The organism is Klebsiella ornithinolytica NBRC 105727 = ATCC 31898 (genome assembly GCF_001598295.1).
Lineage (GTDB): Bacteria > Pseudomonadota > Gammaproteobacteria > Enterobacterales > Enterobacteriaceae > Klebsiella > Klebsiella ornithinolytica.
The window spans coordinates 21,444-45,568 of record NZ_BCYR01000019.1 but is presented as its reverse complement, the minus strand read 5'-3'; the positions used below and the strand labels follow the sequence as shown (position 1 = coordinate 45,568).

Here is a 24,125-nt window from a genome sequence, read left to right as displayed (position 1 = left end):
GGGCGGAAAATGCCGGTCCATTTGCAGGCATTGTGGGGTTGAACCGGCACTGATTACAGCTAATGCGAGCTGAAAATCGGGAGGGCAAAAATGCCTGAGCGGATGATTATCAGCGGCTGTAAACCACCGGCCGCGCCGTTGCAATGTGCTTTTTTGGCTGCACGCCTTCCGTTAACCGCGGGCGAGCTCGAATAGCTGGCCTGTCGCCGGGGTCAGACCTGACATATGGATACAGGCATGGACCATCCCCTGCAATTGCTCGCTGCGCACCTTAACGCCAGCTTTCTGAAGCCGTTGCCCATAATCCTCAGCCTCATCGCGTAACGGATCATATTCGCAGCTCAAAATGGTGGCCGGAGGTAAGCCACTGAGTGAAGCGGCATGCAGCGGTTCGGCGTAGGGATGACGACGCAGGCCAAGATAGTTGTCCCAGCAAAACGCCATCGCATCTCGCGTTAAAAAGTAGCCTTCGGCAAACTCCCGGTAGCTCTCCGTCGCCATATCGCGACTTAACGCTGGATACAACAACAGCTGATGCTCGATATGAGGCCCCCCGCGGTCCCGAGCCAACAATGCCGTAGCCGCAGCCATATTTCCTCCAGCGCTATCGCCGCCCACCGCTAACCGACTGGCATCTATACCCAGACGATGCGCCTGCTCGTAAACCCAGCATAGTGCCTGATAGACATCTTCCAGGGGGCGAGGAAACGGATATTCTGGCGCCAGCCGGTAATCAACCGACAGAATTATCCGGCCCGTCGCGTTAGCCAATGCCTGGCAAGGTTGATCGTACAGCGCCAGAGACCCCAGACACCAACCGCCGCCGTGGGCAAACAGCATTGCTGGCCGGGCGCTCCCGTCATTTGCCGCTACGGGCTTATAGGCGCGAAGCGTAATGCGATGGCCGTCATCAGCGACAACGACATAATCCTTAATACCTCCGCTCATTTCCCCTTTGCCCTGCAGCTGGCGCAAACCCGTTTCTATCGCCATTCTCATATCGGTCAGCGACACGGGCGCCGGTGTTCCCGCCAAAGAGGCCAAAAACTCGGCAATACGCTTATCAAGCGGCATAACAGGTCCCCTCTGACAGAAATGGCACAATCAGCGCGATAAAAACCTCATGGCACTCTTCGGTAATAAAATGTCCGCAGTCGGCCACCGTCTCGCCGCGCAAATCATGCGCGTTGCCTCGTAAGGTGGCCAGCGGCGCATCGCCCGTCGCGTGCTCCGCACCGATTGTTAGTACCGGCATGGTTAATGGCGTTTGCGCGCGTAATTGATTCTGTCGAATGGTTTCCGGGATCGCCCGATAGTACTCAAAGCCCGCTCGCAATCCACCCGGAGTCGAATAAGAGTCAATGTAAACCTCTGCGGCGACCCGATCGCGGCGATGGGACCAGCGGTTGAAAATATAGTTGAGATACTGTGATTCACGCCCGTAAGTCAAGGTTTCAGGTAAATCAGTCAACTGATTGAACATGAAGTGCCACAGAAAAATGTTCTCCTCCGGCGCGACAAAAATCGGCGGTGGCGGAGCAAGACCAGGGATCACCGCTTCTGTCAGCACCAGGCGCTCGACGGCCTGCGGAAAATCGCTCGCCATAGCGTAGCCAATCCACATGCCGACATCGTGCCCCACCAGACAGTAACGCGAATGTCCCAGTTGCGTCATCATCGTATGCAACATCACGGCGATACTTCCGGTGTCGTAACCGTCGCGCGGTTTGTCCGAATCGCCGATGCCGGGCGGGTCTACGGCTATCGCCTGAAAACCAGCCGCGGCCAGCGCACGCATAACATGGCGCCAGGTATACCAGGTCTGCGGCCATCCGGGGATCAGCAGGACTGGCTGCCCTTTCCCTGCGACAACGCAGTGGATGCGTTGTCCGTTTACCTTCGTATAGACGTGTTGCGTCCCGGGATCCTGTTCCAGGATCTCGTCATATGGCTGTTTCATGGGGGACTCCCTGTGATATTACGGCTTAGCGAATGCCGAGTAATGTATTGATCTGATGAGGATTAACCTGTGCGCCGGCGAAATCGTCGAACACTTTATCAGTGACGTTAATGATGTGGTCGCGGATGAAAGCAGCACCTTCCCGGGCGCCGTCCTGCGGGTGTTTCAGGCAACATTCCCACTCCAGGGTAGCCCAGCCGGAATAGTCATATTGTGCCAGCTTCGAGAAGATGCCATTAAAATCAACCTGACCATCCCCCAACGAGCGAAAACGGCCTGCACGGTCAATCCACGATTGATAGCCACCATAGATGCCCTGGCGACCGGTGGGATTAAACTCGGCATCCTTGGCGTGAAACATGCCAATAACATCTTTATAAATATCAATAAACTCCAGATAGTTAAGCTGCTGAAGCACCATGTGGCTGGGATCGAAAAGTACCTGACAGCGAGGGTGTTCCCCTACCCGCTGATGAAACATTTCGAACGTCACCCCATCATGCAGATCTTCGCACGGGTGGATTTCATAACACAGGTTAATACCCTGCTCATCGCAGGCATTGAGTACCGGCAGCCAACGTCTGGCCAACTCGTCGAAAGCCGCTTCGATTAACCCTGCCGGACGCTGCGGGAACGGAAACAGATAGGGCCAGGCCAGCGAGCCGGAGAACGTGCCCAGCTCGCTGAGACCAAGCCGTGCTGAGGCTTTGACGGCCAACAGCAGCTGCTGCCGCGCCCATTCACCGCGCGCCTGCGGATCACCATGCAGTGCCGACGGCGCAAAACTGTCGCACATGGCGTCGTAAGCCGGATGTACCGCCATCAGCTGGCCGAAAATATGGCTGGTCAGTTCACTGACGACCAGGCCATGTTCCGCCAGCATTCCGGTGAGGTCATCGCAGTAGGTCTGGCTCTCCGCCGCGGTGGCTACATCAAACAGACGCCGATCCCATGCCGGAATTTGCAATGCTTTGAAGCCGGTTTCCGAAGCCCATCGGGCAATCGCAGGCAAGCTGTTGAACGGGGCTATCCCATCACTGAATTGGGCGAGATGCAGGCTTGGGCCTTTGATGGTTTTCATCGTAAACTCCTATTGTTTGTCGATTGACAAACAATAGGAATAAAATCGGAGAACCACAAGAAAAATTTATAAATTCTTTGGTAATAGCGCAGGTTTAAGCGATCCTGTGTGACTGAACGGCAGGCAAAATGGAGCAGCACAATGGCAGGCAGACCGCGCGAATTTGATCGCGAATATGCGCTTTTGAAGGCGCGCAATCTCTTCTGGCGACAGGGATATGAAGGTACGTCAATGTCGGATTTAGTGGCAGAACTTGGCATCGCTTCCGCGCGCATTTACAAAGCGTTCGGTTCAAAAGAACAGTTGTTCCGACAGGCCATCGCCCATTATGAAAGCCAGGAAGGCGGGTTTGCAGATCGGGCCTTCGCCGCTGAGAACAACGTGCAGGAGGCGATCAAAAAGATGCTTGTCGACGCCGTGCGCCTGTACAGCCAGGCGGAATTACCGCGAGGATGTATGGTCGTCGCCTCTGCCGCGAGTGTCAGCGCGGAAAATGATGAGATCAAAACCTGGCTGGCCGAGCACCGCCTGCAACGCACGCAACAGATCATCGACCGACTGAGACAGGCGGTGGATAACGGCGAGCTACCGGATACAACCGATGCCGACAGTCTGGGAGACTATTTCGCCGTCTTTTTGCATGGTCTTTCCGTTCAGGCGCGCGACGGTGTCTCAGAAGCGCGATTGTTAGCGGCAGTTAACGTCGCGCTTAACGCGCTGCCGTGCACAGCGTAACGCATTGTCGCCAGCAATAAATCTTTTAATATCAACGGGTAATTAGTTTACCATCGCAGGTCAGGAAGCCTCACGATGACCACGAGACGCCACCCGCTCTCGTTTGTCTCCTTTCGCACCTCCTCACTGTCTGCATGGATGGCTATGCCGACGGGAAACATCCCCGACGGTGTGTCGGACCGGGTTAAATAAAGGGCCTGCGGTTTCCCGCAGCCAGGGGCGCAGTCGCGTGGCTGACATCACTTGCCGTTTGCAAGCGCATTGACAGCACCAGCTGTAACGTTACACTAAACCGTTATTGTTGATGATCCTCATCAGAAAACGATGCAGGATCAGGCTTGTCGACCCCGTATAAAGCGGCGCGGAGAATCGCTCTCGTCCGCGCCTCGCCCACCGCTGCAAAGGAGATGTATGGCAAACATTCGCGATGTCGCAAAGCATGCTGGCGTGTCCGTCAGCACCGTATCCAACGTGCTCAATGGCCGTACCGACCAGATGCGCGAAGAGACGCTGGCGCGTATCCAGCAAAGCATGCAAACGCTCAATTACTTTCCTAATCGCGTCGCCCAGCAGCTGAAAACGGGCCAGGCCAAAATGATCGGCCTGCTGGTTCCGTCCATCGTCAACCCCAGCTTCGCCTCGCTGGTCCGTGAAGTGGATCTGGCGGCAAAAAAGCGCTTTTATCGCGTGCTGATTGGTAACACCTACCGTCAGATTGAAGAAGAAGAAGCCTTTCTGGAAGATATGTTTGCCCACGGCGTGCGCGGCATTATTGTCGCCGCCGGTGATATTGAAAAACCGCATTTTGTGCGTGCCGCCTCTCAGGGCATGATCATGGTCAACTACGACAGTCGTATGCCGGCCAGCGCCGGTTCCGGCGGTCTGGCGCTCGACAGCGTATCCATGGATAACGTCGAAGCCGGACGTTTAGCCACAGAGCATCTGATTGCGCGCGGGTGCCGACACCTGACCTTCGCCACCGTCGCCGGTATGATCCCGAGCCGCGCCCATAAAATCGAAGGCTTTCTCAGCGCGGTGCAACGCCACGGGCTATTTCGTGAGGGCATGATTGTCGAGGAGAAGACGCAAGCGGCGTACGGTGATGCGGAAATGACCGAACTGGGCCGATCGCTGGCGCAAAAAATCTGCCGCCAGTCGCGCCGTCCTGACGGTATTGTGGCAATTAATGACGCGCTCGGCATTGGGCTGATGGCCGGCCTGCACGAAGCCGGGATTAGCGTGCCGGGAGAGATCTCCATCATCGGCATCGATAACATCCCGCTCTCCGGGCTGGTTTATCCCAGATTAAGTTCGGTGATGCCTCCGCTGAGTGATATGGCGGAGGTCATGGTACAACGCCTGATTGAGCGGACGGACAACCCCTCCCTCCCGCCGCAGGAGTTTTTGTTTACGCCTTCCCTGGTGTGCCGTCAGTCGGTACGCGATGCGCCCGAGGTCTGACTCTCGCGCCGCTGTGTTTGTGCCTGTGACGGGAGAAGAACACGTTGCCCTTCTCCCGCGTCACAGTAGCGTTGGGCCGACGGTGAGCAGAATATTGGCAAAGCGGCGGGTCTCGCCAGAGGCGACAACCAGCAGGGTATCCGACGATTTCGCCAGCGCGTAAAAGGCCTCCCGGGTCACATATTCCACTGCGGTCGACTCAGCAAGCAGAGTGCGATATTCACGCGCAATCGTATTATCAAAATCATCCGGGCAGGACATCAGCACCGCTTTTTCAATATTGATGTAGCCGAGCATTTTTTGCAGGATGACCACGCTGCTAATCAAACCCGGGGAAAAATTGAGATAAATAATCCGCGCCCGCGGAGATGAGTTGGTTAAAAATGAATAATTAGCATCGGCGATAAGAATATTGGCTTTATGGCCACACTGGGCCAACGCCTGGAGCAAATCCGGATGAATAATTTCTGTTTTGATCATGACTACGTTCTCTTAATATGGGCGGGATATAACCCGCCCTGAGATTTATGCCCGATAAATACCGCCGTTAATATCCAGAGTCGCCCCGGAGATAAAGCCATCGTATTCCGAGGCAAGGAAGCAGATCGCGCGTGCGATATCTTCAGGCGTACCGGCTCTTCCCAGCGGAATATCTTCGATAGTCCGATCGGCCGAGGCCTGAGTGGTATGCTGGTTATGAAAACGTGTCCCCAGAATCAGCCCTGGCGCCACCGCATTCACCCGAATACCAAACTCGCCAAGCTCTGCGGCAAGGGAGCGGGTCCACGTCAGCACCGCGCCTTTAGTCATCGAATAGACCAGCGATCCGGAGTGCCCGCCGGAGCGTCCGGCTAACGAGGCGAGATTGACGATACTCGCGCCGTCAGTCGCCTCTTTTAACCACGGCAGCGCCGATTGAGTCACATTGAGCATGGTCGTCATATTGACATCAATGACGGTACGCCAGAACTGCGGGTCAATTTCACCGAGCCATTTGCGGGCAATAATTCCCCCGACGTTATTCACCAGAATATCGATGCCACCTAAGAACGCTGCCCCCTCGGCAACGCAGCGCGCCGCATCCGCCTCGTTGGTCAAATCCGCATAGCCGCAGGCGGCCTTGCCTCCCCGCTGTTGGGCAATCGCGATTAATTCTCTGGGGCCTTCTTCACCGCTGAAATAGTGAATATAGATATCACATCCGGCCTCAATTAATTTTCTCGCAGTCTCTTTACCAATACCTTGCTCAGCGCCAGTAATAAAAACTTTCTTTCCCGTTAATGACCCCATTGCATACTCCTGTTTCAGAATAAATCCGCCATCGGCGCATAATATTTATCAGCGAGAGATTCAGGACGTTGTTATCCCCACCTGCAGGCGTGTTAAATATCAGAACCTGAGCGATACCTGTTGACCTTGCGCCCTGCCGATATTGACAGGACGCCTCTTTTAACCGTGTTTAAATAACGGAATACTGTTGACGACTGGATTCACAATTAATAACCAGCGAGCCCCGGCAACCATGTTGTTAATGGTGGGACCATAGCCACGATAATAATCCCGACGAAGACTACCGCCAGATATTTTGCCATGGGCCGAATAACGTGTTTCATCTCCACGCCGCAAATGGCGCAAGTGGTATAAAGACCGAGTCCGATAGGCGGTGAAAAGAGACCAAAACCCATTGCCATAATCATAATGATGCCGAAATGCAGCGGGCTGAAACCAAGCTGAACGGCGATCGGTACCAGAATCGGCGCAAAGATAATCAGCGCCGGAGCTCCTTCCAGAACGGCGCCAAAAATAACCAGAATAACGATGGTTAATAGCAGAAACAGCCAGGCTCCCTGCTCGACCCCAATGCTGACCAGTAATTCCGCTATTTGCTGCGGGATCATCTGTATCGTCAGCGCATAAGAAAGGCTGGTGGCGCAGGCGACGATAAACAGCAGCACTCCGGACATGGCGGCGATATCGATAAACATTTTTACCGTCGCTTTGAACGTCAGTTCACGAAATGCAAGGCGACCGACGACGATGGCGTAAATCACTGCAAAAGCGGAGATTTCTGTCGAGGTGGCGATCCCCATCATGACGCCGCGGCCAATCATAAAGATCATCACCAGCCCAACGGCGGCACCAAGGTAGAGCTGCGTGCGCGGCCGTAATACCGGATACGCTTCGCTAACGTTGATTTTGCCGCCAAACCGGTTGGCGGCAATCATCAGCAGTACCAGCAGGCAGACGGCGGGCACCAGGCCTGCAATAAACAGCGCGCCAATCGAGATGTTCGCGACAAAGCCCATAACAATCAGATTCACGCAAGGTGGGATTGTTTCGGCCATCACGGCCGAGGCGGCAAACACCCCGGCGGCCTCTTCGCCATCCTGTTTAGCCCGACGCACCGCTGGCATCAGCACGCCGCCAACCGCCGCAACATCTGCCAGTTTGGAGCCGGAGATCCCGGAGAAAAAGGCCATCGACAGTACGGTAGTCATATTGAGGCCGCCGCGAAAGCGCCCCATGCCACGCACGATAAGTTCAACGAGCCGCGTTGACATCCCGTTGATCTCCATGGCGGCACCGGCAAGCAGGAAGAACGGAATAGCCAACAGCACGAAGTGATCTACCCCCGCCGCGACCTGCTGGGAGAAAAAGACAAACGGTAATGACGGATCGCAGATAAAGAACACCATCGCCGACAGACCAAGGGTAAACGCAATCGGTACGCCGGCGAGAATACCGAGCACAAAGCAGATCAGCATTAGCCCGGCAGCAGCGCTGGCGGGATCGGCCATGAGCGAAAGTTTCATATAGCCAATGGCGGCCAGAACCACAATGCCAAGGCCGCTGAACAGCACAACCCGAACACGTTCTCGCAAGGCCAGCTCCAGCGCCGCCACCATCATAACCAGCGAACCAATCAGCACCGGAATGACGTAGATTGTCTGCGGTAAACCGGTCTCCGTGGTTTGCAATCGCGCGGCCTGCACCAGGTCGTAGCTGGAAACGACGAGCCCAACCGAGACCAGAAACAGGATCCAGCGGCTGGCATGAACGACATAGGGTCGAACCCGTTCAGGCAGGAAACGCAGGAACAGATCGACGCCAATATGACCCCCTTTCGCCGTCGAGGTGGCCACGCCGAAAAACACCAGCGCAATCATCAGCGCGCGAGCCACCTCTTCGGCCCAATGAATGGGCGAGTGCAGCGCATAGCGCCAGATGACGGATGCAAACACCACCAGCACGTTGATAAACAGCACCAGCGCTCCGGCCCAGGCGGTTAAGGTGGTTAAAAAGCGGCTCAGTTTGCCCAATAGCGCAAGGGCAACGCACCCGTCCTTTGCTTTAATAGAGATATCAGCCATGTTGAATCTTCTCCACAAGATTGCCAATCTCACCGCTTAACCCCGCCGTGGCACGGGCGGGTTAAGCGGCGCCGATCATGACGGGTCTTTTGCCGCCGCGGTAATTTCATCAACGATGGGCTTCATATCCGGATATTGCTTGAGGAACGACTGCCACACGGGCTGCACCTGCTGATAGAAGAACTGGCGATCGGTTTCGCGGAACGTCACCCCTTTTGCTTCAAGGTTCTTTATTGCTTCCTGTTCTTTTTTACCCGCTTGCATGCGTTCATAGTCCGTCGCCTCTTTCGCCGCCGCCAGCACGTCCGCACGCAGCTCCGGCGGGATTTGTTCGAAACTCTTTTTATTCATCGCAATCATCAGCGGGTTGTAGCTGTGGCGAGTCAGGGTGCCGTTTTTGATGATTTCATAATATTTGCTCGCATAAATCGTCGGGGCATCGTGCTCTACGCCGTCAATAACGCCCATTTGCAGGCTGGAATAGACTTCACCGCCCGGCATCGGGATCGCCACCGCCCCCATATGGTTTAACGTGGCAATGAAATTAGGCACCGGCAGCACGCGAATTTTCAGGTTCTTTAAATCCTCCGGCTTTTCAATCACCTTTTTGGTATAAATATTACGCGCGCCGAGGTTAAAGCCGTAGCCGAGCACCATCACGTTGGCTTTATCCATCATTAAGGCGGAGAGTTTTTCCCCGGCGCTGCCGTCCAGCGCTTTCCCTACCTGACTGTAATCTTTAAATAAATAACCCAGATCCAGGACGCCCATTTCAGGTACCAGCGTGGCCCAAATGGATGTACCGGAGATCATCATATTAATTGCGCCAATGCGAACCTGCTGCGTCGCATCGGCCTCTTTGCCCAACATGCCATTGGCAAAATAGTTGAGCTTAATTTGCCCTTTCAATTTCGCATTGTTGTTAATGTTTTCCTGAAAACGGCTGAACCAGATGTAGTGCGCCGAGGAGTCGTCCGCGGGGAGAGAAGAATAAACGCGGAAGTTGAGCGCCGCATGGGCTAAGGCGCTCACCGCACTTCCCGCTATCAGGGCCGAGCTCAAACAAGCAAAAGCTAAAAAACGTCTGGCCGAACAAAACTGTGTCATTTTCATCATCGTTATCCTTTCACGTACCGTTGAGGTGTCTGTAGCACCTTCGGGCCTCGCTAAATCGCCAGGGACTTCACTCATAACCGGAGGGTAAATTTCTACTGTAACGTTTTAGTGTAACGTTACAGACCGTATTCGCCTCGCCAGATAAAAGCAAGTTGCTTCCCCCCGTCATCGCGCATGATGTGTGAATTTTGTGGCAGGCGTCGCGAATTCAGTCGCTGGTTTCACATCGTGAAAACGTCGTCATCGCTGTTTAGTCACTGTTTAGTCGCTGCTGTCATCTGACTCTGGCGACTACACTAAACAAACACAGGCGTACCTGGCTGGCGTAAAAGAAGAGGGCCGGAAAAGTCTTTACCGGGCATGACGCGGGTTCGCGCCGAGAGACGTTGGTAAACGTGAAGGCTATCGCAAACGCCGCTTTTGATTCTCCGCTACGCTGGAGTACGCCGTTCAACCGTTAACCTTCTGAGACAGGAAATAACCATGCAACTGAATGACCTAACCTTGTTCCGCCAGCAGGCATTTATCAATGGTGAGTGGCGTGATGCCCTCAGCAGCGATGTCATTACGGTGACCAACCCGGCGAACGGAGAGGTGCTGGGCTCAGTCCCTAAAATGGGCGCAGAAGAGACGCGCGATGCGATCCAGGCCGCCCATCGCGCCCTTCCCGCCTGGCGACAGCTAACGGCAAAAGAGCGCGCCGCGATCCTGCGCCGCTGGTTCGATCTGATGATGGCAAACCAGGACGATCTGGCCCGGCTGATGACCCTGGAGCAGGGCAAACCGCTGGCAGAAGCAAAAGGCGAGATTGGCTACGCCGCTTCATTTATCGAATGGTTTGCCGAAGAGGGAAAACGCATTTATGGCGATACCATTCCCGGTCATCAGGCCGATAAGCGCCTGATCGTGATTAAACAGCCGATTGGCGTTACCGCCGCGATCACGCCGTGGAATTTTCCAGCGGCGATGATCACCCGTAAAGCCGGCCCGGCGTTAGCCGCCGGCTGCACAATGGTACTCAAACCCGCCAGCCAGACCCCTTTTTCCGCGCTGGCGCTGGCCGAACTGGCCAGACGCGCCGGGATCCCTGACGGCGTATTTAACGTGGTGACCGGCTCCGCCAGCGCGGTAGGTAATGAACTGACCGGCAACCCGCTGGTGCGTAAGCTGTCGTTTACCGGCTCCACGGAAATCGGCCGCCAGCTGATGGCGCAGTGTGCCCAGGACATCAAAAAAGTTTCGCTCGAACTGGGCGGTAACGCGCCGTTTATCGTGTTTGACGATGCCGATCTGGATAAAGCGGTAGAAGGCGCCATGGCGTCGAAGTTTCGTAACGCCGGGCAGACCTGCGTCTGCGCCAATCGCCTGTACGTGCAGGACGGGGTGTATGCGCGTTTTGCCGAAAAACTGCAGCAGGCGGTGGAGCAGCTGCACCTCGGCGACGGCCTTCAGGCGGGGGTCACAACCGGACCGTTGATTGATGAGAAAGCCATTGCCAAAGTGCAGGAACATATCGCCGATGCCGTCGGGAAAGGCGCCCGGGTCATCACCGGCGGGAAAGTGGATGCCCTCGGCGGCAACTTCTTTCAGCCGACTATTCTGGTCGATGTTCCCGACGGTGCAAAAGTGGCGAAAGAAGAGACGTTCGGCCCGTTGGCTCCTCTGTTCCGCTTCACAGATGAAGCGGATGTCATCCGCCAGGCCAACGATACTGAATTTGGCCTCGCCGCCTACTTCTATGCCCGTGATTTGAGCCGCGTTTTCCGCGTCGGCGAAGCGCTGGAGTATGGGATTGTGGGCATCAATACCGGGCTGATTTCCAACGAAGTCGCCCCGTTTGGTGGCGTGAAGGCTTCCGGTCTGGGCCGCGAAGGCTCGAAGTATGGCATTGAAGACTATTTAGAAATCAAATACATGTGTATTGGCCTTTAATTCACGTCCGTTCCAGGCAGCGGAGTCCCGATGGGGTAACCCTTCGGGCTCTGTTTGCGCCGCCGGCTACTCGCTTTTCTTGTAGCGCGGTAGCTCAACAACCGGATAGGAATACGTCTCCTGTACAATGCAGCGGTCAGGTGTCGCCATCCCGGAATAGAAGAAATAATAGTCCTGGCTGTCGGGGAAAAAGACCAGATCGTCGCCATTTTGAAAACGCGTCACGCGAAACGGGACATTGCTTTTGGTTTGCGCCTGTCTTATTCCGGCAGCAACCTGGAAGTGATCGCCCCATTTCATTGTCGACAGCTGGTAATGGAATTTTGAGATCGTCACGCTTTTGCGTAACGAGCAGGACAATTTCACTGCAGTCCCGGCAAATGCCGGAGAAAGAAACAGGCTTAACAGACTCATTAGTAATACAATCTTCATAAATATCTTTATTTTACAGGGCCATGTGGTGACGGTAACACGGATAGCCTGTTCAGGCATTCTCTTGGAACACATTTCCTCGGCACGGCGCGCTTCTAAGAAAAATCCTATAAACAGGGTGATGGAAATAAGTCCGACATCACTCAACGACACCAGTGATTAATGAAAATCTGGCAGTTTGAGGGCGGGTAAAGGAATAAAAAAATCCACGCGCTCGGGCGTGGATTTTTTTCGATATAACCAGATAATCGGCGAGATATCAGGCGCGCAGTCTGAGCGGCTCGCTAAAGTCATCGGCGGGTTCCAGCTTCAGGCTGAATGTCGCCAGCAATGCGTTAGCCCGATCGTGGAAATCACGCAGCGTTTTCTCAAGTTTCTCGCTGACTTCCGGATCGTCAATAGCCACCGGCCGCCAGCTCCCTTCTTTATCGAACAGGCCAAACTGATAGCTGTAAGTGAAGCGTGATGCCTGCGCTTCCATCTCCATCCACCATCCCCAGAACTCTCGTTTTTCCGGGGCGGGTTTTACATTGACGCAAACTGCCAGGCAATCGAAAAAGAAGCGGTTGTCTTCACACTGTTCTTCACGAATATAAGGGCCAAGAGCCGTGAATTTCTTAATCAGCTTACTCTTGAGGTGTCCACTCGGTAACGTCATTGCGATCTCCTTTAGTGATGCAACTGTTTTACCAAATCAATAAAATTTAGCAATATATTAACTAAATCTCTGATTGATCCAGCGGGCAATCTGGCGCAATGCGCGATCGAAATTGTGATAAACGGGCTTAAATGGAATCTCCAGCAGCTTACCATCGGCGGATGACGACGTAATTAAGCGCGATTCCTCTTCCGGGCTGAACGGATCGTTTTTCCAGAAGCCAGAAAGCATCGGCGTCGGACAGCGACGGCCCAGAAGCCCCTGGGTTTTTAATGAGTAGCGGTTCAGCTCTATGCGCAATGCTTCATCAGATGCATCGTGCATGCCCAGCCGCGATGCCAGAACGTCGAGATACATTTCCGGAACCCGGCCCTGGTGCAGCGGATCCACCAGCAGGTTATGCACCACCGGGCCGAGGCAGGCCACGGCTTTTAAGCGCTGCGGCTCCAGATAACCCAGACGGACGGCGACATTCGCCCCAAAACGGAAACCGAACGCTGCAACCCGGGTATGATCGACCCACGGCACATTCGTCAGGTGCCGCAACGCATGCTGATGCAGCAGGCTGGTATCCTGGGTTAGCTTCCATTTTGACGAGAAGCCTATCGAAGGCATATCCAGCGTCAGCATGGCAATCCCCAGCGGCGCAAAATAGTTCTCATACAGGCTGTAGTAGTCCGTCTGCAGCGCATCCAGACCGCCGCACATCAGGACCACCGGGAACGGACCTTCGCTTTTCGGCATATGTAAAAAGCCGGTCACCGGCGCGCCGCCGGGCACAGGAAACTCCAGCTCGCGCAGCTCGCCCGGCAGGCGAAGAGCCGCCTCTTCATAGGCCCGATTAGCCAGCGCCTGCGCCTGCTCCGCCAGCTCATCACCTTTAATATGTGGGTAGGCGGCAATGCTATAGAGATTGGATGCATGCAGCCAGTGGCGCCCGCTGCTCAGCGGATCGGCTTCCTGCCCGGCCTTTTGCTGCCAGATCATCGCCTGTTTGGCCCATTCGAAAATCCAGTTGCCGCCGCGATAGCCCACCACGGTGTCATAAAGCTCCGGATCCGTACGCTCAGCATCGCTCATCACAATGCGCGCCTGCACATCCAGGATCTCCTGTGGCGCCACGCCGCGCCAGATCCACATCAGACGGTTAATCAAGCGATACCAGTGATCGACATTGCTCCCGTCGAGCGCAGAGTGGATCGGCTGTTGCGAACCCGACGCAAACCGGCGCACCAGCGTAGACGTTTCTGGATGTTTGAATCGAGGTTTAAACAGTGTTTCGCTAAGGTTAGCTTGTGACATGTGCAGCCTCCATCGTGTTGCCACTCCGGGCTATTGTAACCTGCATACGGGCAAAAAAAACCACGCCCGGCATAACCGGGCGTGGTAAATAGCACTCACCTTGTAAATTAACGACCTGAGATCGGCGGTACGAACACCACGCCCATATCCCACGGTTGTTCAATCCAGGTATCCTGCGGGATATCAACAACATAATCATCAACCAGCGGACGACCAGCCGGTTTAGCAAAAATGGTAACGAAGTGTGCTTTTGGGTACATTTCGCGAATAGCGACGGCGGTACCGCCGGTATCGACCAGGTCATCGATCACGATGAAACCTTCACCATCACCTTCAGCGCGTTTCAGGACGGTCAGCTCACGCTGGTTATCGTGGTCGTAGCTGGAAATGCAAACGGTATCAACATGACGAATACCCAGTTCACGCGCCAGTAATGCACCCGGTACCAGACCACCGCGGCTTACGGCAATAATGCCTTTCCATTGTTCAGAAGGCATCAGACGATTGGCCAGTTTGCGGGCGTGAATCTGCAACATGTCCCAGGTGACGACGTATTTTTCGCTCATGTGAAGTGTCCCAGCCTGTGTTATACGGCTTAAATGATGTTCGAGGGGGAAAATGGTTGCGCGAGATTATAGAGATCTGACGCACTAAAAACCAGTGTTAAGCGGCCATCCCAGCGCTTTTTGCGTTGTTTACACTACCAGTCGGCGTGGAAAGTGGTATTCTCAACCCCACCGCGCAAGCCTGCGCCTGTTGTATTTTTTATTGCTAACCCTCGACCTGCAAAAGACTTTTGCAGGCGATCGTAAGGAGACTCATCGTGTCTGAATTGTCTCAATTATCCCCGCAGCCGCTATGGGATATTTTTGCCAAAATCTGCTCCATTCCCCATCCGTCCTATCACGAAGAACAACTCGCTGAACACATCATGGGCTGGGCAAAAGAAAAAGGCTTACACGCAGAACGCGATCAGGTTGGCAACATTCTGATTCGTAAGGCCGCCACGGCCGGTATGGAAAACCGTAAACCAGTTGTTCTGCAGGCGCACCTCGATATGGTGCCGCAGAAAAACAACGACACCGTTCATGACTTCACTAAAGATCCGATTCAGCCATATATCGATGGCGAGTGGGTCAAAGCGCGCGGCACCACCCTGGGCGCGGATAACGGCATCGGTATGGCTTCTGCGCTGGCAGTGCTGGCTGATGACAGCGTCGTACATGGCCCGCTGGAAGTGCTGCTGACCATGACCGAAGAAGCCGGCATGGACGGCGCGTTTGGTCTTCAGGCTAACTGGCTGCAGGCCGATATCCTGATCAATACCGACTCTGAAGAAGAGGGCGAAATCTATATGGGTTGCGCCGGCGGTATCGACTTTACCTCCAACCTGACCTTAACCCGCGAAGCGGTGCCGGCAGGTTTCCAGAGCTTTAAGCTGACCTTAAAAGGGCTGAAAGGCGGTCACTCCGGCGGCGAAATTCACGTCGGTCTGGGGAACGCCAACAAGCTGCTGGCCCGTTTCCTCGCCGGTCACGCGCAAGAGCTGGACCTGCGTCTGGTCGATTTCAACGGCGGCACCCTGCGTAACGCCATTCCGCGTGAAGCTTTCGCTACCGTCGCGGTCGCGGCCGATAAGGTCGATGCGCTGAAAGCGCTGGTCGCCACCTATCAGGACATCCTGAAAAACGAACTGGCGGCAAAAGAGAAAAATCTGGTGCTGCTGCTGGACTCTGTCGTCAACGACAAAGCGGCCCTGACCGTGCAATCCCGTGACGGCTTTGTGCGTCTGCTCAACGCCACGCCAAACGGTGTTATTCGTAACTCTGACGTGGCAAAAGGCGTTGTCGAGACCTCTCTGAACGTCGGCGTCGTGACCATGACCGATGATAATGTTGAGATCCACTGCCTGATTCGTTCGCTGATCGACAGCGGCAAAGATTACGTCGTCAGCATGCTGGATTCACTGGGTAAACTGGCGGGCGCGAAAACCGAAGCCAAAGGCGCATACCCTGGCTGGCAGCCGGACGCGAACTCACCGGTGATGCATCTGGTGCGTGAAACCTATCAGCGTCTGTTCAACAAGACGCCGAACATCCAGATTATCCACGCCGGGCTGGAATGCGGTCTGTTCAAGAAACCGTACCCGAATATGGATATGGTCTCAATCGGGCCTACCATTACCGGCCCGCACTCTCCGGATGAGCAGGTGCATATCGAAAGCGTTGGTCAATACTGGACGCTGCTGACGGAACTGCTGAAAGCGATTCCTGCGAAGTAAGTTACGGCAATAAACGGTCCGGATAGCGGCGCGTGGCGCCTTATCCGGGCCGTCTCACCTTCTCCATACGGTAATTAATAAACGTCTCGCCGCGCACCGCCACCTGCTGTTCTTCCACGACCCTGAAACCATGCCGTTCAAAACACGGTTTTGCCGTAATGCTCGCGTCGACCGTCAGGGAGCCATGCGGTATCTGCGTAAACAGTTCCTGGAGTAGCGCGCTGGCAATACCCCGGCGGCCATACTCCGGCGCCACAAACAGGAGATCGATATAGCGGTCCACGGCGGTGATAAACCCCACAGGACGCTGGTCCATCGCCGCGACCCATACCAGAGACTCCCTCATTTTGTGCCGCCAGCGGGTCTCGTCTATCTGCGCCCAGGCGGCTATCTGGCGGGGTGAATAATCATGGCTGGCGGTCTCTTGTACCGCGCGCAGAAAAATGGCGCACAGCGCAGTAAAATCATCGTCGCGATAAGGTCTGATCTTCAGCATCGTTATAACCCCAGTACCAGCTGCCGCTCCAGTTGAGGATCGAGCAGCGTCACATGCAACCCGACCAGCCGCACTCCGCGACCGCCCCGCCGTTCGTGCCAGGCTTTGTAGGCGGTGGAGAGCAAATCCTCTTTATTCAGGCGCGGCCAGACATGTTCCTGAGTGGTCAGCTGAAAATCATTGAATTTCAGCTTTACCCCCTGACGGGCAATCAGAAGGTCCGGTTTGACCTTCAGCACCCGCCGCTCCAGCTCTGGATAGAGGTGCTCAATGATGCTCTCACAGGCAGACCACTCGTGGATATCCTCCACCAGCGTACGCTCAACGCCAACCGATTTACGCTGTCGGGTGTTGTTGATCTCCCGCTCATCGATTCCCTGGCTACGCTCCCACAGGATCCGACCAAACTTACCAAAACGGCGGAGCAACATCGCCAGGTCGCTTTTCTGCACATCTTCGCAGGTACGCAGCCCCATGCTTTCCAGCTTTGCGGCTGAGACTTTCCCCACGCCGGGGATCTTCGCCAGCGGCAGCGTTCGGACAAACTCCGCGACCTGATGCGGCGCAATCACAAACTGACCGTTGGGTTTATTCATATCGGAAGCAATTTTCGCCAGAAATTTTACCGGCGCGATACCGGCAGAGGCGGTCAGTTGAAGCTCGTGAAAAATGGTCTGGCGAATCTCTTCCGCGATCAGCGTCGCAGAGCCCTGGCAGTGAACGCTATCGCTGACGTCGAGATACGCCTCATCCAGAGACAGCGGTTCAATTAACGACGTGTAGCGTGAGAAGATTTCCCGGATATGGGACGAGGCCTCTTTGTAGGCATCAAAGCGGCCGGGTAGCAGGGTTAAATGCGGGCAAAGCTTGAGGGCCATCGCGGTCGGCATCGCGCTGCGTACGCCAAATTTGCGCGCCGGATAGTTGGCCGTGCTGATCACCCCCCGCTGTACCCGGCTACCGCCGATGGCAATGGGGATATCACGCAGGGCTGGATTATCCCGCATTTCCACGGCGGCAAAAAAGCAGTCCATATCGACATGGATAATTTTGCGCATACTCAGCCCTCAACGATTACTGGTTAAGTATACAGTAATAATACAAGGAATGAGAAGCGGGGTTTGTAGGGCTGATAAGCTTGCGCCATCAGGCAATAATGCCCGGCGGCGCAAGCTTGCCGGGCCTACGGAGAGATCAGAGGATCCGATTTTGCTGGCGCTGTGCTTCACGAGCCATGCGCTTTTTACGTGCATCGCACGGCTCCGGGCAGTCGCAGACCTTCTCAAGCCCCAGCGATGAGATACCGCCGCAGCTGCCCTGGAGACTTTTGCGCTTTATCAGATATCCTAAGGACATCCCCAGAATAACCAGCGCGAAAATGACGAAGGTTGCCACAAACACCGTCAACATCATTAACCTCCAAAGTCATCCAACATGATGTTGTCATCCTCAACGCCAAGATCTTTTAGCATCTTGATCACTGCGGCATTCATCACCGGCGGCCCACACATATAAAACTCGCAGTCCTCCGGCGCCGGATGATCGCGCAGGTAGTTTTCATACAGCACATTGTGAATAAAGCCGGTGTGGCCGTTCCAGTTATCTTCCGGCTGCGGATCGGAAAGCGCCACGTGGAAGGTAAAGTTCGGATTTTCACGTGCCAGCTGTTCAAACTCATCGTCATAGAACATTTCACGCAGCGAACGGGCGCCGTACCAGAAGCTGATTTTGCGCTTGCTGTGCAACCGTTTAAGCTGGTCGAAAATATGCGAACGCATGGGCGCCATACCAGCGCCACCGCCGATAAAGACCATCTCGGCGTCCGTCTCTTTCGCGAAGAACTCGCCGAACGGCCCGGAAATCGTCACCTTATCACCGGCTTTCAGCGACCAGATATACGAAGACATGATCCCCGGCGGCGCATCCGGCACTTTCGGCGGTGGCGTCGCAATACGCACGTTGAGCATAATGATGCCCTTCTCATCCGGATAGTTCGCCATCGAATAGGCGCGCAGCGTCGGCTCTTTAACCTCGGAAACATAGCGGAACAGATTAAATTTATCCCAGTCCGCGCGGTACTCGTCCGGCACGTCAAAATCGGCATACGCCACTTTATGCGACGGACATTCAATCTGAATATAGCCGCCCGCGCGGAACGGCACGCTTTCGCCTTCCGGGATGGCCAGCTTCAGCTCTTTAATGAAAGTCGCTTTGTTATCATTGGAGATAACTTCACACTCCCATTTTTTGACGCCAAAAATCTCTTCCGGCAGCGCGATCTTCATGTTTTGTTTCACGGCGACCTGACAGGCCAGACGGCAGCCCTCTTTCGCCTCGCGTTTGCTGATATGGGAAAGTTCGGTAGGCAGGATATCACCGCCCCCCTCCTTCACCGTCACCCGGCACTGGCCGCAGGAACCGCCGCCGCCGCAGGCAGAAGAGATAAAGATCCCGTTGCTGGACAGCGTATTCAGCAGCTTATCGCCCGCCGGCGTGCGAATCTGTTTATCCGCTTCATTATTGATTTCAATAACCACATCACCGGCGTTGACCAGCTTCGAGCGCGCCGCCAGGATCAGCCCCGACAGCACCAGCACGATCAGCGTGAACATCACGACGCCAAGAATAATTTCCATACTTTCCGCCCTTATAGCTGCACACCGGAGAATGACATAAAGCCCAGCGCCATCAGACCTGTGGTAATAAAGGTGATCCCTAACCCGCGCAGACCCGCGGGCACATTTGCGTATTTCATTTTTTCGCGGATGCCCGCCATCGCCACAATCGCCAGCATCCAGCCGATACCGGAGCCGAAGCCATACACGATGGATTCCGGGAAGTTATAGTCGCGCTGCACCATAAAGGAGACGCCGCCAAAAATGGCGCAGTTCACGGCAATAAGCGGCAGGAAGATCCCCAGTGCGTTGTACAGCGACGGGAAATACTTATCGAGGATCATCTCCAGAATCTGCACCAGCGCGGCGATCACCCCGATAAAGGTGATGAAGTTGAGGAAGCTCAAATCCACCCCGTCCACCAGCGCACCGTCGCGCAGTACGAGGTTGTAAATCAGGTTGTTCACCGGCACGGAAATGCCGAGCACCACCGTCACCGCTACGCCAAGACCAAACGCCGTGGAGACTTTCTTCGACACCGCAAGAAACGTACACATGCCGAGGAAGAAGGCCAGCGCCATGTTTTCAACAAACACCGCGCGTACAAAAAGACTGAGGTAATGAGCCATACTCGGTTACTCCTTCTCCTGCTGTTCCGGCTTCCAGCTGCGCAGCGCCCAGATCAGCAGACCGATGATGAAAAACGCGCTCGGCGCGAGCAGGAACAGGCCGTTCGGCTGATACCAGCCGCCGTTCTGCACGGTTTGCAGCACGGTGACGCCAAACAGTTTACCGCTGCCGATAAGCTCGCGCAGGAAACCGACAATCATCAGAATGGCGCCGTAGCCCAGACCGTTACCGATACCGTCCATAAAGCTCGCCAGCGGCGGCGACTTCATGGCATACGCTTCCGCGCGCCCCATCACGATACAGTTGGTGATGATAAGCCCGACGAACACCGACAGCTGTTTGGAGACTTCGTAGGCGTAGGCGCGCAGCAGCTGATCGACGACGATCACCAGCGAGGCGATGATCGCCATCTGCACGATAATGCGCACGCTGTTGGGAATATGGTGGCGGATCATCGAGATAAACATGCTGGAAAACGCCGTCACCAGCGTTACCGCGATAGTCATGACGAATGCGGTTTCCAGCTTGGTGGTCACCGCCAGCGCCGAACAGACCCCCAGCACCTGCAGGGCAATAGGGTTGTTGCTAATCAACGGCCCGACCAGCACCCGTTTTACTTCTTTCATCTCATCGAGCTCAGCCATTGTTCAGGCCTCCTTCACGAATCTGCTTGAGGAACGGACCAAAGCCCTGCTCCCCCATCCAGAAATCAAAACTGTGCTGCACGCCGTTGGACGTGAGCGTTGCGCCGGAAAGGCCGTCAACCGCGTAGTCATCACCCTGACGCGCACCGCCTTTCACCACTTTCAGCGCCGGCATGCCGCTGTCGTCGAGCACTTTTTTGCCGATGAACTGTTTACGCCAGGCGGGGTTTTCCACTTCGCCGCCGAGGCCCGGCGTTTCGCCCTGATCGTAATAGGTGATGCCTTTCACGGTACGACCATCGGTATCAAGCGCCACAAAGGCATACATCATCGACCACAGGCCGTTGCCGTAAATCGGCAGCACCACTTCCTGAACCTTTTTCTGCTCGTCTTTCACGAGGTAGATTTCCACCACGTTAGTACGACGCTTGATGCCCGCCGGATCCTGGCTGGCCTCCAGCACGGTACTTTGCTCAGGATCTTTCAGCGCCAGCCCCTGATTAAAGGAGTCCGGATCTTTTTCCAGCAGTTCGCCGCTTTTCAAATCCAGCAGCCGCGGGCTGATGCGCTCGGCAAACACCGAGGCAATCTCCTCCTGCTTCATGTCCGGCTGCATCAGCCCGGCAACGGAGAGAATGTTACGCTGTTTATCGAGCGCTTTTTGCTCCTGCTGGCGCGGCTTCAGCCCCACCGCAGAACCGGCAACAATGACCGAGCAGACCAGGCAAAGCACCAGCACCACCAGCAGCGTTTTGCCGATGCTATCGTTACTTTTTTTCTCAGCCACGCGACTTCCTCCGCTTGATATTGGCCTGCACCACCAGGTAATCGAACAGTGGCGCAAAGAGGTTGGCAAACAGAATGGCCAGCATCATCCCTTCCGGATAGGCCGGGTTCACCACGCGGATCAGCACGCACATCGCGCCAATCAGCGCACCGTATGCCCACTTTCCTTTGTCGGTGAACGACGCCGACACCGGGTCGGTCGCCATAAACATCATGCCAAAGGCAAAACCGCCGAGCACCAGATGCCAGTACCACGGCATGGCAAACATCGGGTTGGTATCAGAGCCAACAAAGTTAAACAGCGTTGCCGTGGCAATCATGCCAATCATCACCCCGGCGACAATGCGCCAGGAGGCGACGCGACCGAAAATGATGATGGCGCCGCCAAGCAGAATCATCAGCGTCGAGACCTCGCCGATGGAGCCGGGAATATTGCCGAGGAAGGCATCCATCCAGCTGACCGGCTGGCCGCTGGTGACATTCACCAGCGCTTCACCGCCGCGGCTCGCCCACTGAGAAAGCGGCGTTGCGCCGGAGAAACCGTCCGCCGCCGTCCACACCAGATCGCCGGAAATTTGCGCCGGATAGGCGAAGAACAGAAATGCACGCCCGGCCAGCGCCGGGTTGAGGAAGTTACGCCCGGTGCCGCCGAAGATCTCTTTGCCAATCACCACGCCAAAACTGATGCCCAGCGCCGCCTGCCATAACGGCAGCGTCGGCGGCACAATCAGCGCGAACAGAATGGAGGTAACAAAGAAGCCTTCGTTGATTTCGTGTTTGCGCACGATGGCGAACAGCACTTCCCAAAAGCCGCCGACGATAAACACGGTGAGATAAATGGGCAGGAAGAACACTGCGCCCAGCCCCATCATGCTCAGCCAGCCCGCATCCGGGCCAAAGTTCACCCCCAGCCACTGCGCCACGCTATAGTGCCAGTGGCTGGCGATCACCTGCTGCAGCTGCTCCGCGCCGTAGAGTTTGTGTAGCGCCGGGATAGTTTGCAGCCCGACGTTGTACATGCCCCAGAACATCGCCGGGAACACCGCCAGCCACACCAGGATCATCATCCGCTTGAGGTCGATGGCATCACGGACGTGAGAGGCCCCTTTCGTCACCTGACCCGGGGTATAGAAAATAGTCGCCGCCGCCTCATACAACGGGTAGTACTTTTCCAGTTTGCCGCCGTGGGTGAAGTGCGGCTCAATTTTTTCCAGCAGATTTTTCAAACCCATCACTTATCCTTCCTGCTCAATGCGGGTTAAGACGTCACGCAGCAGCGGGCCGTATTCATATTTTGCCGGGCAGACGTAGGTGCAGAGCGCTAAATCTTCTTCATCCAGCTCCAGGCAGCCCAGCGCCTGCGCGCTGTCGGTGTCTCCCGCCAGCAAATCCCGCAGCAGATGCGTCGGCAGAATATCCAGCGGCATCACGCGCTCGTAGTTGCCGATGGGAACCATCGCACGCTCGCCGCCGTTGGTATCCGTTGAGAAACTGAACAGTTTGTGTTTGAGAAAATGTCCGAGCGTGGTGCGGGTAATCGAAAATTTGTCTTTGCCCGGCATCACCCAACCAAACAGCTCCTTCTCACGCCCTTCCTTCACGACGCTCACCTGCAGGTGATAGCGACCAAGGAACGCATACGGCCCCTGGGCGTGGGTACCGCTCAGCACCGAGCCGGAAATGACCCGGTTTTCCCCCTCCAGCAGCTCACCGGCCAGCAGTTCATCAAGACTGGCGCCGCAGCAGGTTTCGATCAGCCGCGGCTCTTTGACCTGCGGGCCCCCGAGCGCAATCACGCGTTTGCTGTAAAGTTCCCCGTCGAGAAACAGCCGGCCGATGGCGATAACATCTTGATAGTTAAGGTGCCAAACCTGTTTATTCAGGCTGACGGGCTCAAGGAAATGGATATGGGTGCCTGCCAGCCCGGCCGGATGCGGCCCGGCGAACTGGTTAAAGGTCACCTGCCCTGCGGGGTGGCCACCGAGCTTGCCGCCGCTGGCCTGGCAGACATGCACTTTGCCATCCGTCAGGCTGGTGAGCACGGTGAGTCCCGCATCGAAGGCCTCGCGGTGGGCCAGAATAATCGGTTGCGGATCTGCCGCCAGCGGGTTGGTATCAATAGCGGTCACGAAAATCGCCGCCGGTACACTCCCCGGCACCGGCGTTTTACTAAACGGACGAGTGCGGAATGCCGTCCATTGGCCGGAAGTCAGCAGCAGCTGCTGCACAGTTTCCCGCGCCAATCCAGCCAGGTCGCCCGGTGCATAGCGGGGGAAGGAGACGGCCTCATCGCCGTCGACATCGATAACAATGGATTGCAGAACCCGACGTTCGCCGCGATGGATGGCGCCAATCACCCCAGCCGCAGGTGCGGTAAAGCAGACGCCGGGGTTCTTTTTGTCTTCGAAGAGGATCTGCCCTTTTTGTACCCGGTCACCTTCGCGCACCGCCATTGAGGGGCGCATACCGACGTACTCCTCGCCCAGCAGCGCGACGCGTTTGACGGCAACCTGAGAAGTTTTCTGCTGTGATGGCATGCCAGCTATGGGCAGATTCAGCCCTTTCGTGATTTTAATCATATCGTTAGCAGGTATCCGTAACTTAAACCTCGATATCAGACCGAGG

General features: G+C 55.6%; 24 protein-coding genes. 4 read left to right on the top strand and 20 right to left on the bottom strand.

Annotated elements, in window-relative coordinates; genetic code table 11:
* Positions 1-171: 171 nt before the first annotated feature.
* Genes ROR01S_RS23890 through ROR01S_RS23880 form a run of 3 tightly spaced genes read right to left on the bottom strand, consistent with a single transcriptional unit; the run spans position 172 to position 3,041 of the window.
* Positions 172-1,074: an alpha/beta hydrolase gene (locus ROR01S_RS23890; protein WP_064359936.1), complete on the bottom strand. Its 903-nt coding sequence runs from the start codon at positions 1,072-1,074 to the stop codon at positions 172-174.
* On the bottom strand, positions 1,064-1,960 hold the full coding sequence (locus tag ROR01S_RS23885) for an alpha/beta fold hydrolase (RefSeq protein WP_064359935.1): 897 nt from the start codon (positions 1,958-1,960) through the stop codon (positions 1,064-1,066). Before ROR01S_RS23885 ends, ROR01S_RS23890 begins: the two co-directional genes overlap by 11 nt.
* A gap of 25 nt (positions 1,961-1,985) precedes the next feature.
* Positions 1,986-3,041, bottom strand: a complete 1,056-nt coding sequence (locus tag ROR01S_RS23880) for a sugar phosphate isomerase/epimerase family protein (protein ID WP_032716721.1) — start codon at positions 3,039-3,041, stop codon at positions 1,986-1,988.
* A gap of 141 nt (positions 3,042-3,182) precedes the next feature.
* Between ROR01S_RS23880 and ROR01S_RS23875 the strand changes: the two genes are divergently transcribed.
* Positions 3,183-3,776 carry a TetR/AcrR family transcriptional regulator gene (locus ROR01S_RS23875; protein WP_032716719.1) on the top strand — a complete coding sequence of 198 codons (594 nt, stop codon included), beginning with the start codon at positions 3,183-3,185 and terminating at the stop codon, positions 3,774-3,776.
* A 411-nt stretch (positions 3,777-4,187) separates the two neighbouring features.
* A complete protein-coding gene (locus ROR01S_RS23870) occupies positions 4,188-5,237 on the top strand; it encodes a LacI family DNA-binding transcriptional regulator (RefSeq protein ID WP_004858294.1) in 1,050 nt (349 codons plus the stop codon).
* Positions 5,238-5,297: 60 nt separating this feature from the next.
* On the opposite strand, the gene ROR01S_RS23865 is transcribed toward ROR01S_RS23870, so the two are convergent.
* The 4 genes from ROR01S_RS23865 to ROR01S_RS23850 all read right to left on the bottom strand — a co-directional run bounded on the left by ROR01S_RS23865 (position 5,298) and on the right by ROR01S_RS23850 (position 9,640).
* Positions 5,298-5,717, bottom strand: coding sequence for an RbsD/FucU family protein (locus tag ROR01S_RS23865; RefSeq protein ID WP_015585082.1), 420 nt, complete (start codon positions 5,715-5,717; stop codon positions 5,298-5,300).
* A gap of 45 nt (positions 5,718-5,762) precedes the next feature.
* Positions 5,763-6,527, bottom strand: coding sequence for an SDR family NAD(P)-dependent oxidoreductase (locus tag ROR01S_RS23860; protein ID WP_015585083.1), 765 nt, complete (start codon positions 6,525-6,527; stop codon positions 5,763-5,765).
* A gap of 206 nt (positions 6,528-6,733) precedes the next feature.
* Positions 6,734-8,608: a TRAP transporter large permease gene (locus ROR01S_RS23855; RefSeq protein ID WP_004858284.1), complete on the bottom strand. Its 1,875-nt coding sequence runs from the start codon at positions 8,606-8,608 to the stop codon at positions 6,734-6,736.
* Positions 8,609-8,683: 75 nt separating this feature from the next.
* The gene (locus ROR01S_RS23850) at positions 8,684-9,640 is read right to left on the bottom strand and encodes a TRAP transporter substrate-binding protein (RefSeq protein WP_224050084.1); all 957 of its coding nucleotides are present in this window, start codon (positions 9,638-9,640) and stop codon (positions 8,684-8,686) included.
* A gap of 567 nt (positions 9,641-10,207) precedes the next feature.
* On the opposite strand from ROR01S_RS23850, the gene gabD reads away from it, so the two are divergent.
* Complete coding sequence (gene gabD, locus ROR01S_RS23845; protein ID WP_004858280.1) at positions 10,208-11,656, top strand: NADP-dependent succinate-semialdehyde dehydrogenase; 1,449 nt, start codon at positions 10,208-10,210, stop codon at positions 11,654-11,656.
* A gap of 66 nt (positions 11,657-11,722) precedes the next feature.
* On the opposite strand, the gene ROR01S_RS27620 is transcribed toward gabD, so the two are convergent.
* The 4 genes from ROR01S_RS27620 to gpt form a co-directional block, all read right to left on the bottom strand.
* On the bottom strand, positions 11,723-12,088 hold the full coding sequence (locus ROR01S_RS27620) for a hypothetical protein (RefSeq protein WP_032717161.1): 366 nt from the start codon (positions 12,086-12,088) through the stop codon (positions 11,723-11,725).
* Between the two features lie 259 nt (positions 12,089-12,347).
* Positions 12,348-12,746: a sigma factor-binding protein Crl gene (gene crl, locus ROR01S_RS23835; protein ID WP_004858274.1), complete on the bottom strand. Its 399-nt coding sequence runs from the start codon at positions 12,744-12,746 to the stop codon at positions 12,348-12,350.
* Between the two features lie 57 nt (positions 12,747-12,803).
* Positions 12,804-14,048 (bottom strand): esterase FrsA, encoded by a 1,245-nt coding sequence (gene frsA, locus ROR01S_RS23830; protein ID WP_004858270.1) that lies wholly within the window; start codon positions 14,046-14,048, stop codon positions 12,804-12,806.
* 107 nt (positions 14,049-14,155) lie between these two features.
* Positions 14,156-14,614: a xanthine phosphoribosyltransferase gene (gene gpt, locus ROR01S_RS23825; protein ID WP_004858267.1), complete on the bottom strand. Its 459-nt coding sequence runs from the start codon at positions 14,612-14,614 to the stop codon at positions 14,156-14,158.
* A gap of 257 nt (positions 14,615-14,871) precedes the next feature.
* On the opposite strand from gpt, the gene pepD reads away from it, so the two are divergent.
* Positions 14,872-16,329, top strand: coding sequence for a cytosol nonspecific dipeptidase (gene pepD, locus ROR01S_RS23820; RefSeq protein WP_004858263.1), 1,458 nt, complete (start codon positions 14,872-14,874; stop codon positions 16,327-16,329).
* Positions 16,330-16,369: 40 nt separating this feature from the next.
* Here the strand turns inward: pepD and ROR01S_RS23815 are convergent, their stop codons facing one another.
* The 9 genes from ROR01S_RS23815 to ROR01S_RS23775 form a co-directional block, all read right to left on the bottom strand.
* Positions 16,370-16,822, bottom strand: coding sequence for a GNAT family N-acetyltransferase (locus ROR01S_RS23815; RefSeq protein ID WP_032724333.1), 453 nt, complete (start codon positions 16,820-16,822; stop codon positions 16,370-16,372).
* A 5-nt stretch (positions 16,823-16,827) separates the two neighbouring features.
* Entirely contained in the window at positions 16,828-17,883 is a 1,056-nt protein-coding gene (gene dinB / locus ROR01S_RS23810) for a DNA polymerase IV (protein WP_044349669.1), read from the bottom strand.
* Positions 17,884-18,019: 136 nt separating this feature from the next.
* The gene (nqrM, locus tag ROR01S_RS23805) at positions 18,020-18,235 is read right to left on the bottom strand and encodes a (Na+)-NQR maturation NqrM (protein WP_004858255.1); all 216 of its coding nucleotides are present in this window, start codon (positions 18,233-18,235) and stop codon (positions 18,020-18,022) included.
* 2 nt (positions 18,236-18,237) lie between these two features.
* A complete protein-coding gene (nqrF, locus tag ROR01S_RS23800) occupies positions 18,238-19,461 on the bottom strand; it encodes an NADH:ubiquinone reductase (Na(+)-transporting) subunit F (protein ID WP_004858252.1) in 1,224 nt (407 codons plus the stop codon).
* 11 nt (positions 19,462-19,472) lie between these two features.
* Positions 19,473-20,069: an NADH:ubiquinone reductase (Na(+)-transporting) subunit E gene (nqrE, locus tag ROR01S_RS23795; protein WP_004858248.1), complete on the bottom strand. Its 597-nt coding sequence runs from the start codon at positions 20,067-20,069 to the stop codon at positions 19,473-19,475.
* A gap of 6 nt (positions 20,070-20,075) precedes the next feature.
* Positions 20,076-20,714, bottom strand: coding sequence for an NADH:ubiquinone reductase (Na(+)-transporting) subunit D (locus tag ROR01S_RS23790; protein ID WP_004858245.1), 639 nt, complete (start codon positions 20,712-20,714; stop codon positions 20,076-20,078).
* A complete protein-coding gene (locus ROR01S_RS23785) occupies positions 20,707-21,501 on the bottom strand; it encodes a Na(+)-translocating NADH-quinone reductase subunit C (protein WP_004858241.1) in 795 nt (264 codons plus the stop codon). The genes ROR01S_RS23790 and ROR01S_RS23785 overlap by 8 nt, the downstream gene beginning before the upstream one ends.
* On the bottom strand, positions 21,494-22,732 hold the full coding sequence (locus tag ROR01S_RS23780; protein WP_004858236.1) for an NADH:ubiquinone reductase (Na(+)-transporting) subunit B: 1,239 nt from the start codon (positions 22,730-22,732) through the stop codon (positions 21,494-21,496). Before ROR01S_RS23780 ends, ROR01S_RS23785 begins: the two co-directional genes overlap by 8 nt.
* A 3-nt stretch (positions 22,733-22,735) precedes the next feature.
* Complete coding sequence (locus ROR01S_RS23775) at positions 22,736-24,079, bottom strand: Na(+)-translocating NADH-quinone reductase subunit A (RefSeq protein WP_044349667.1); 1,344 nt, start codon at positions 24,077-24,079, stop codon at positions 22,736-22,738.
* Positions 24,080-24,125: the final 46 nt, after the last annotated feature.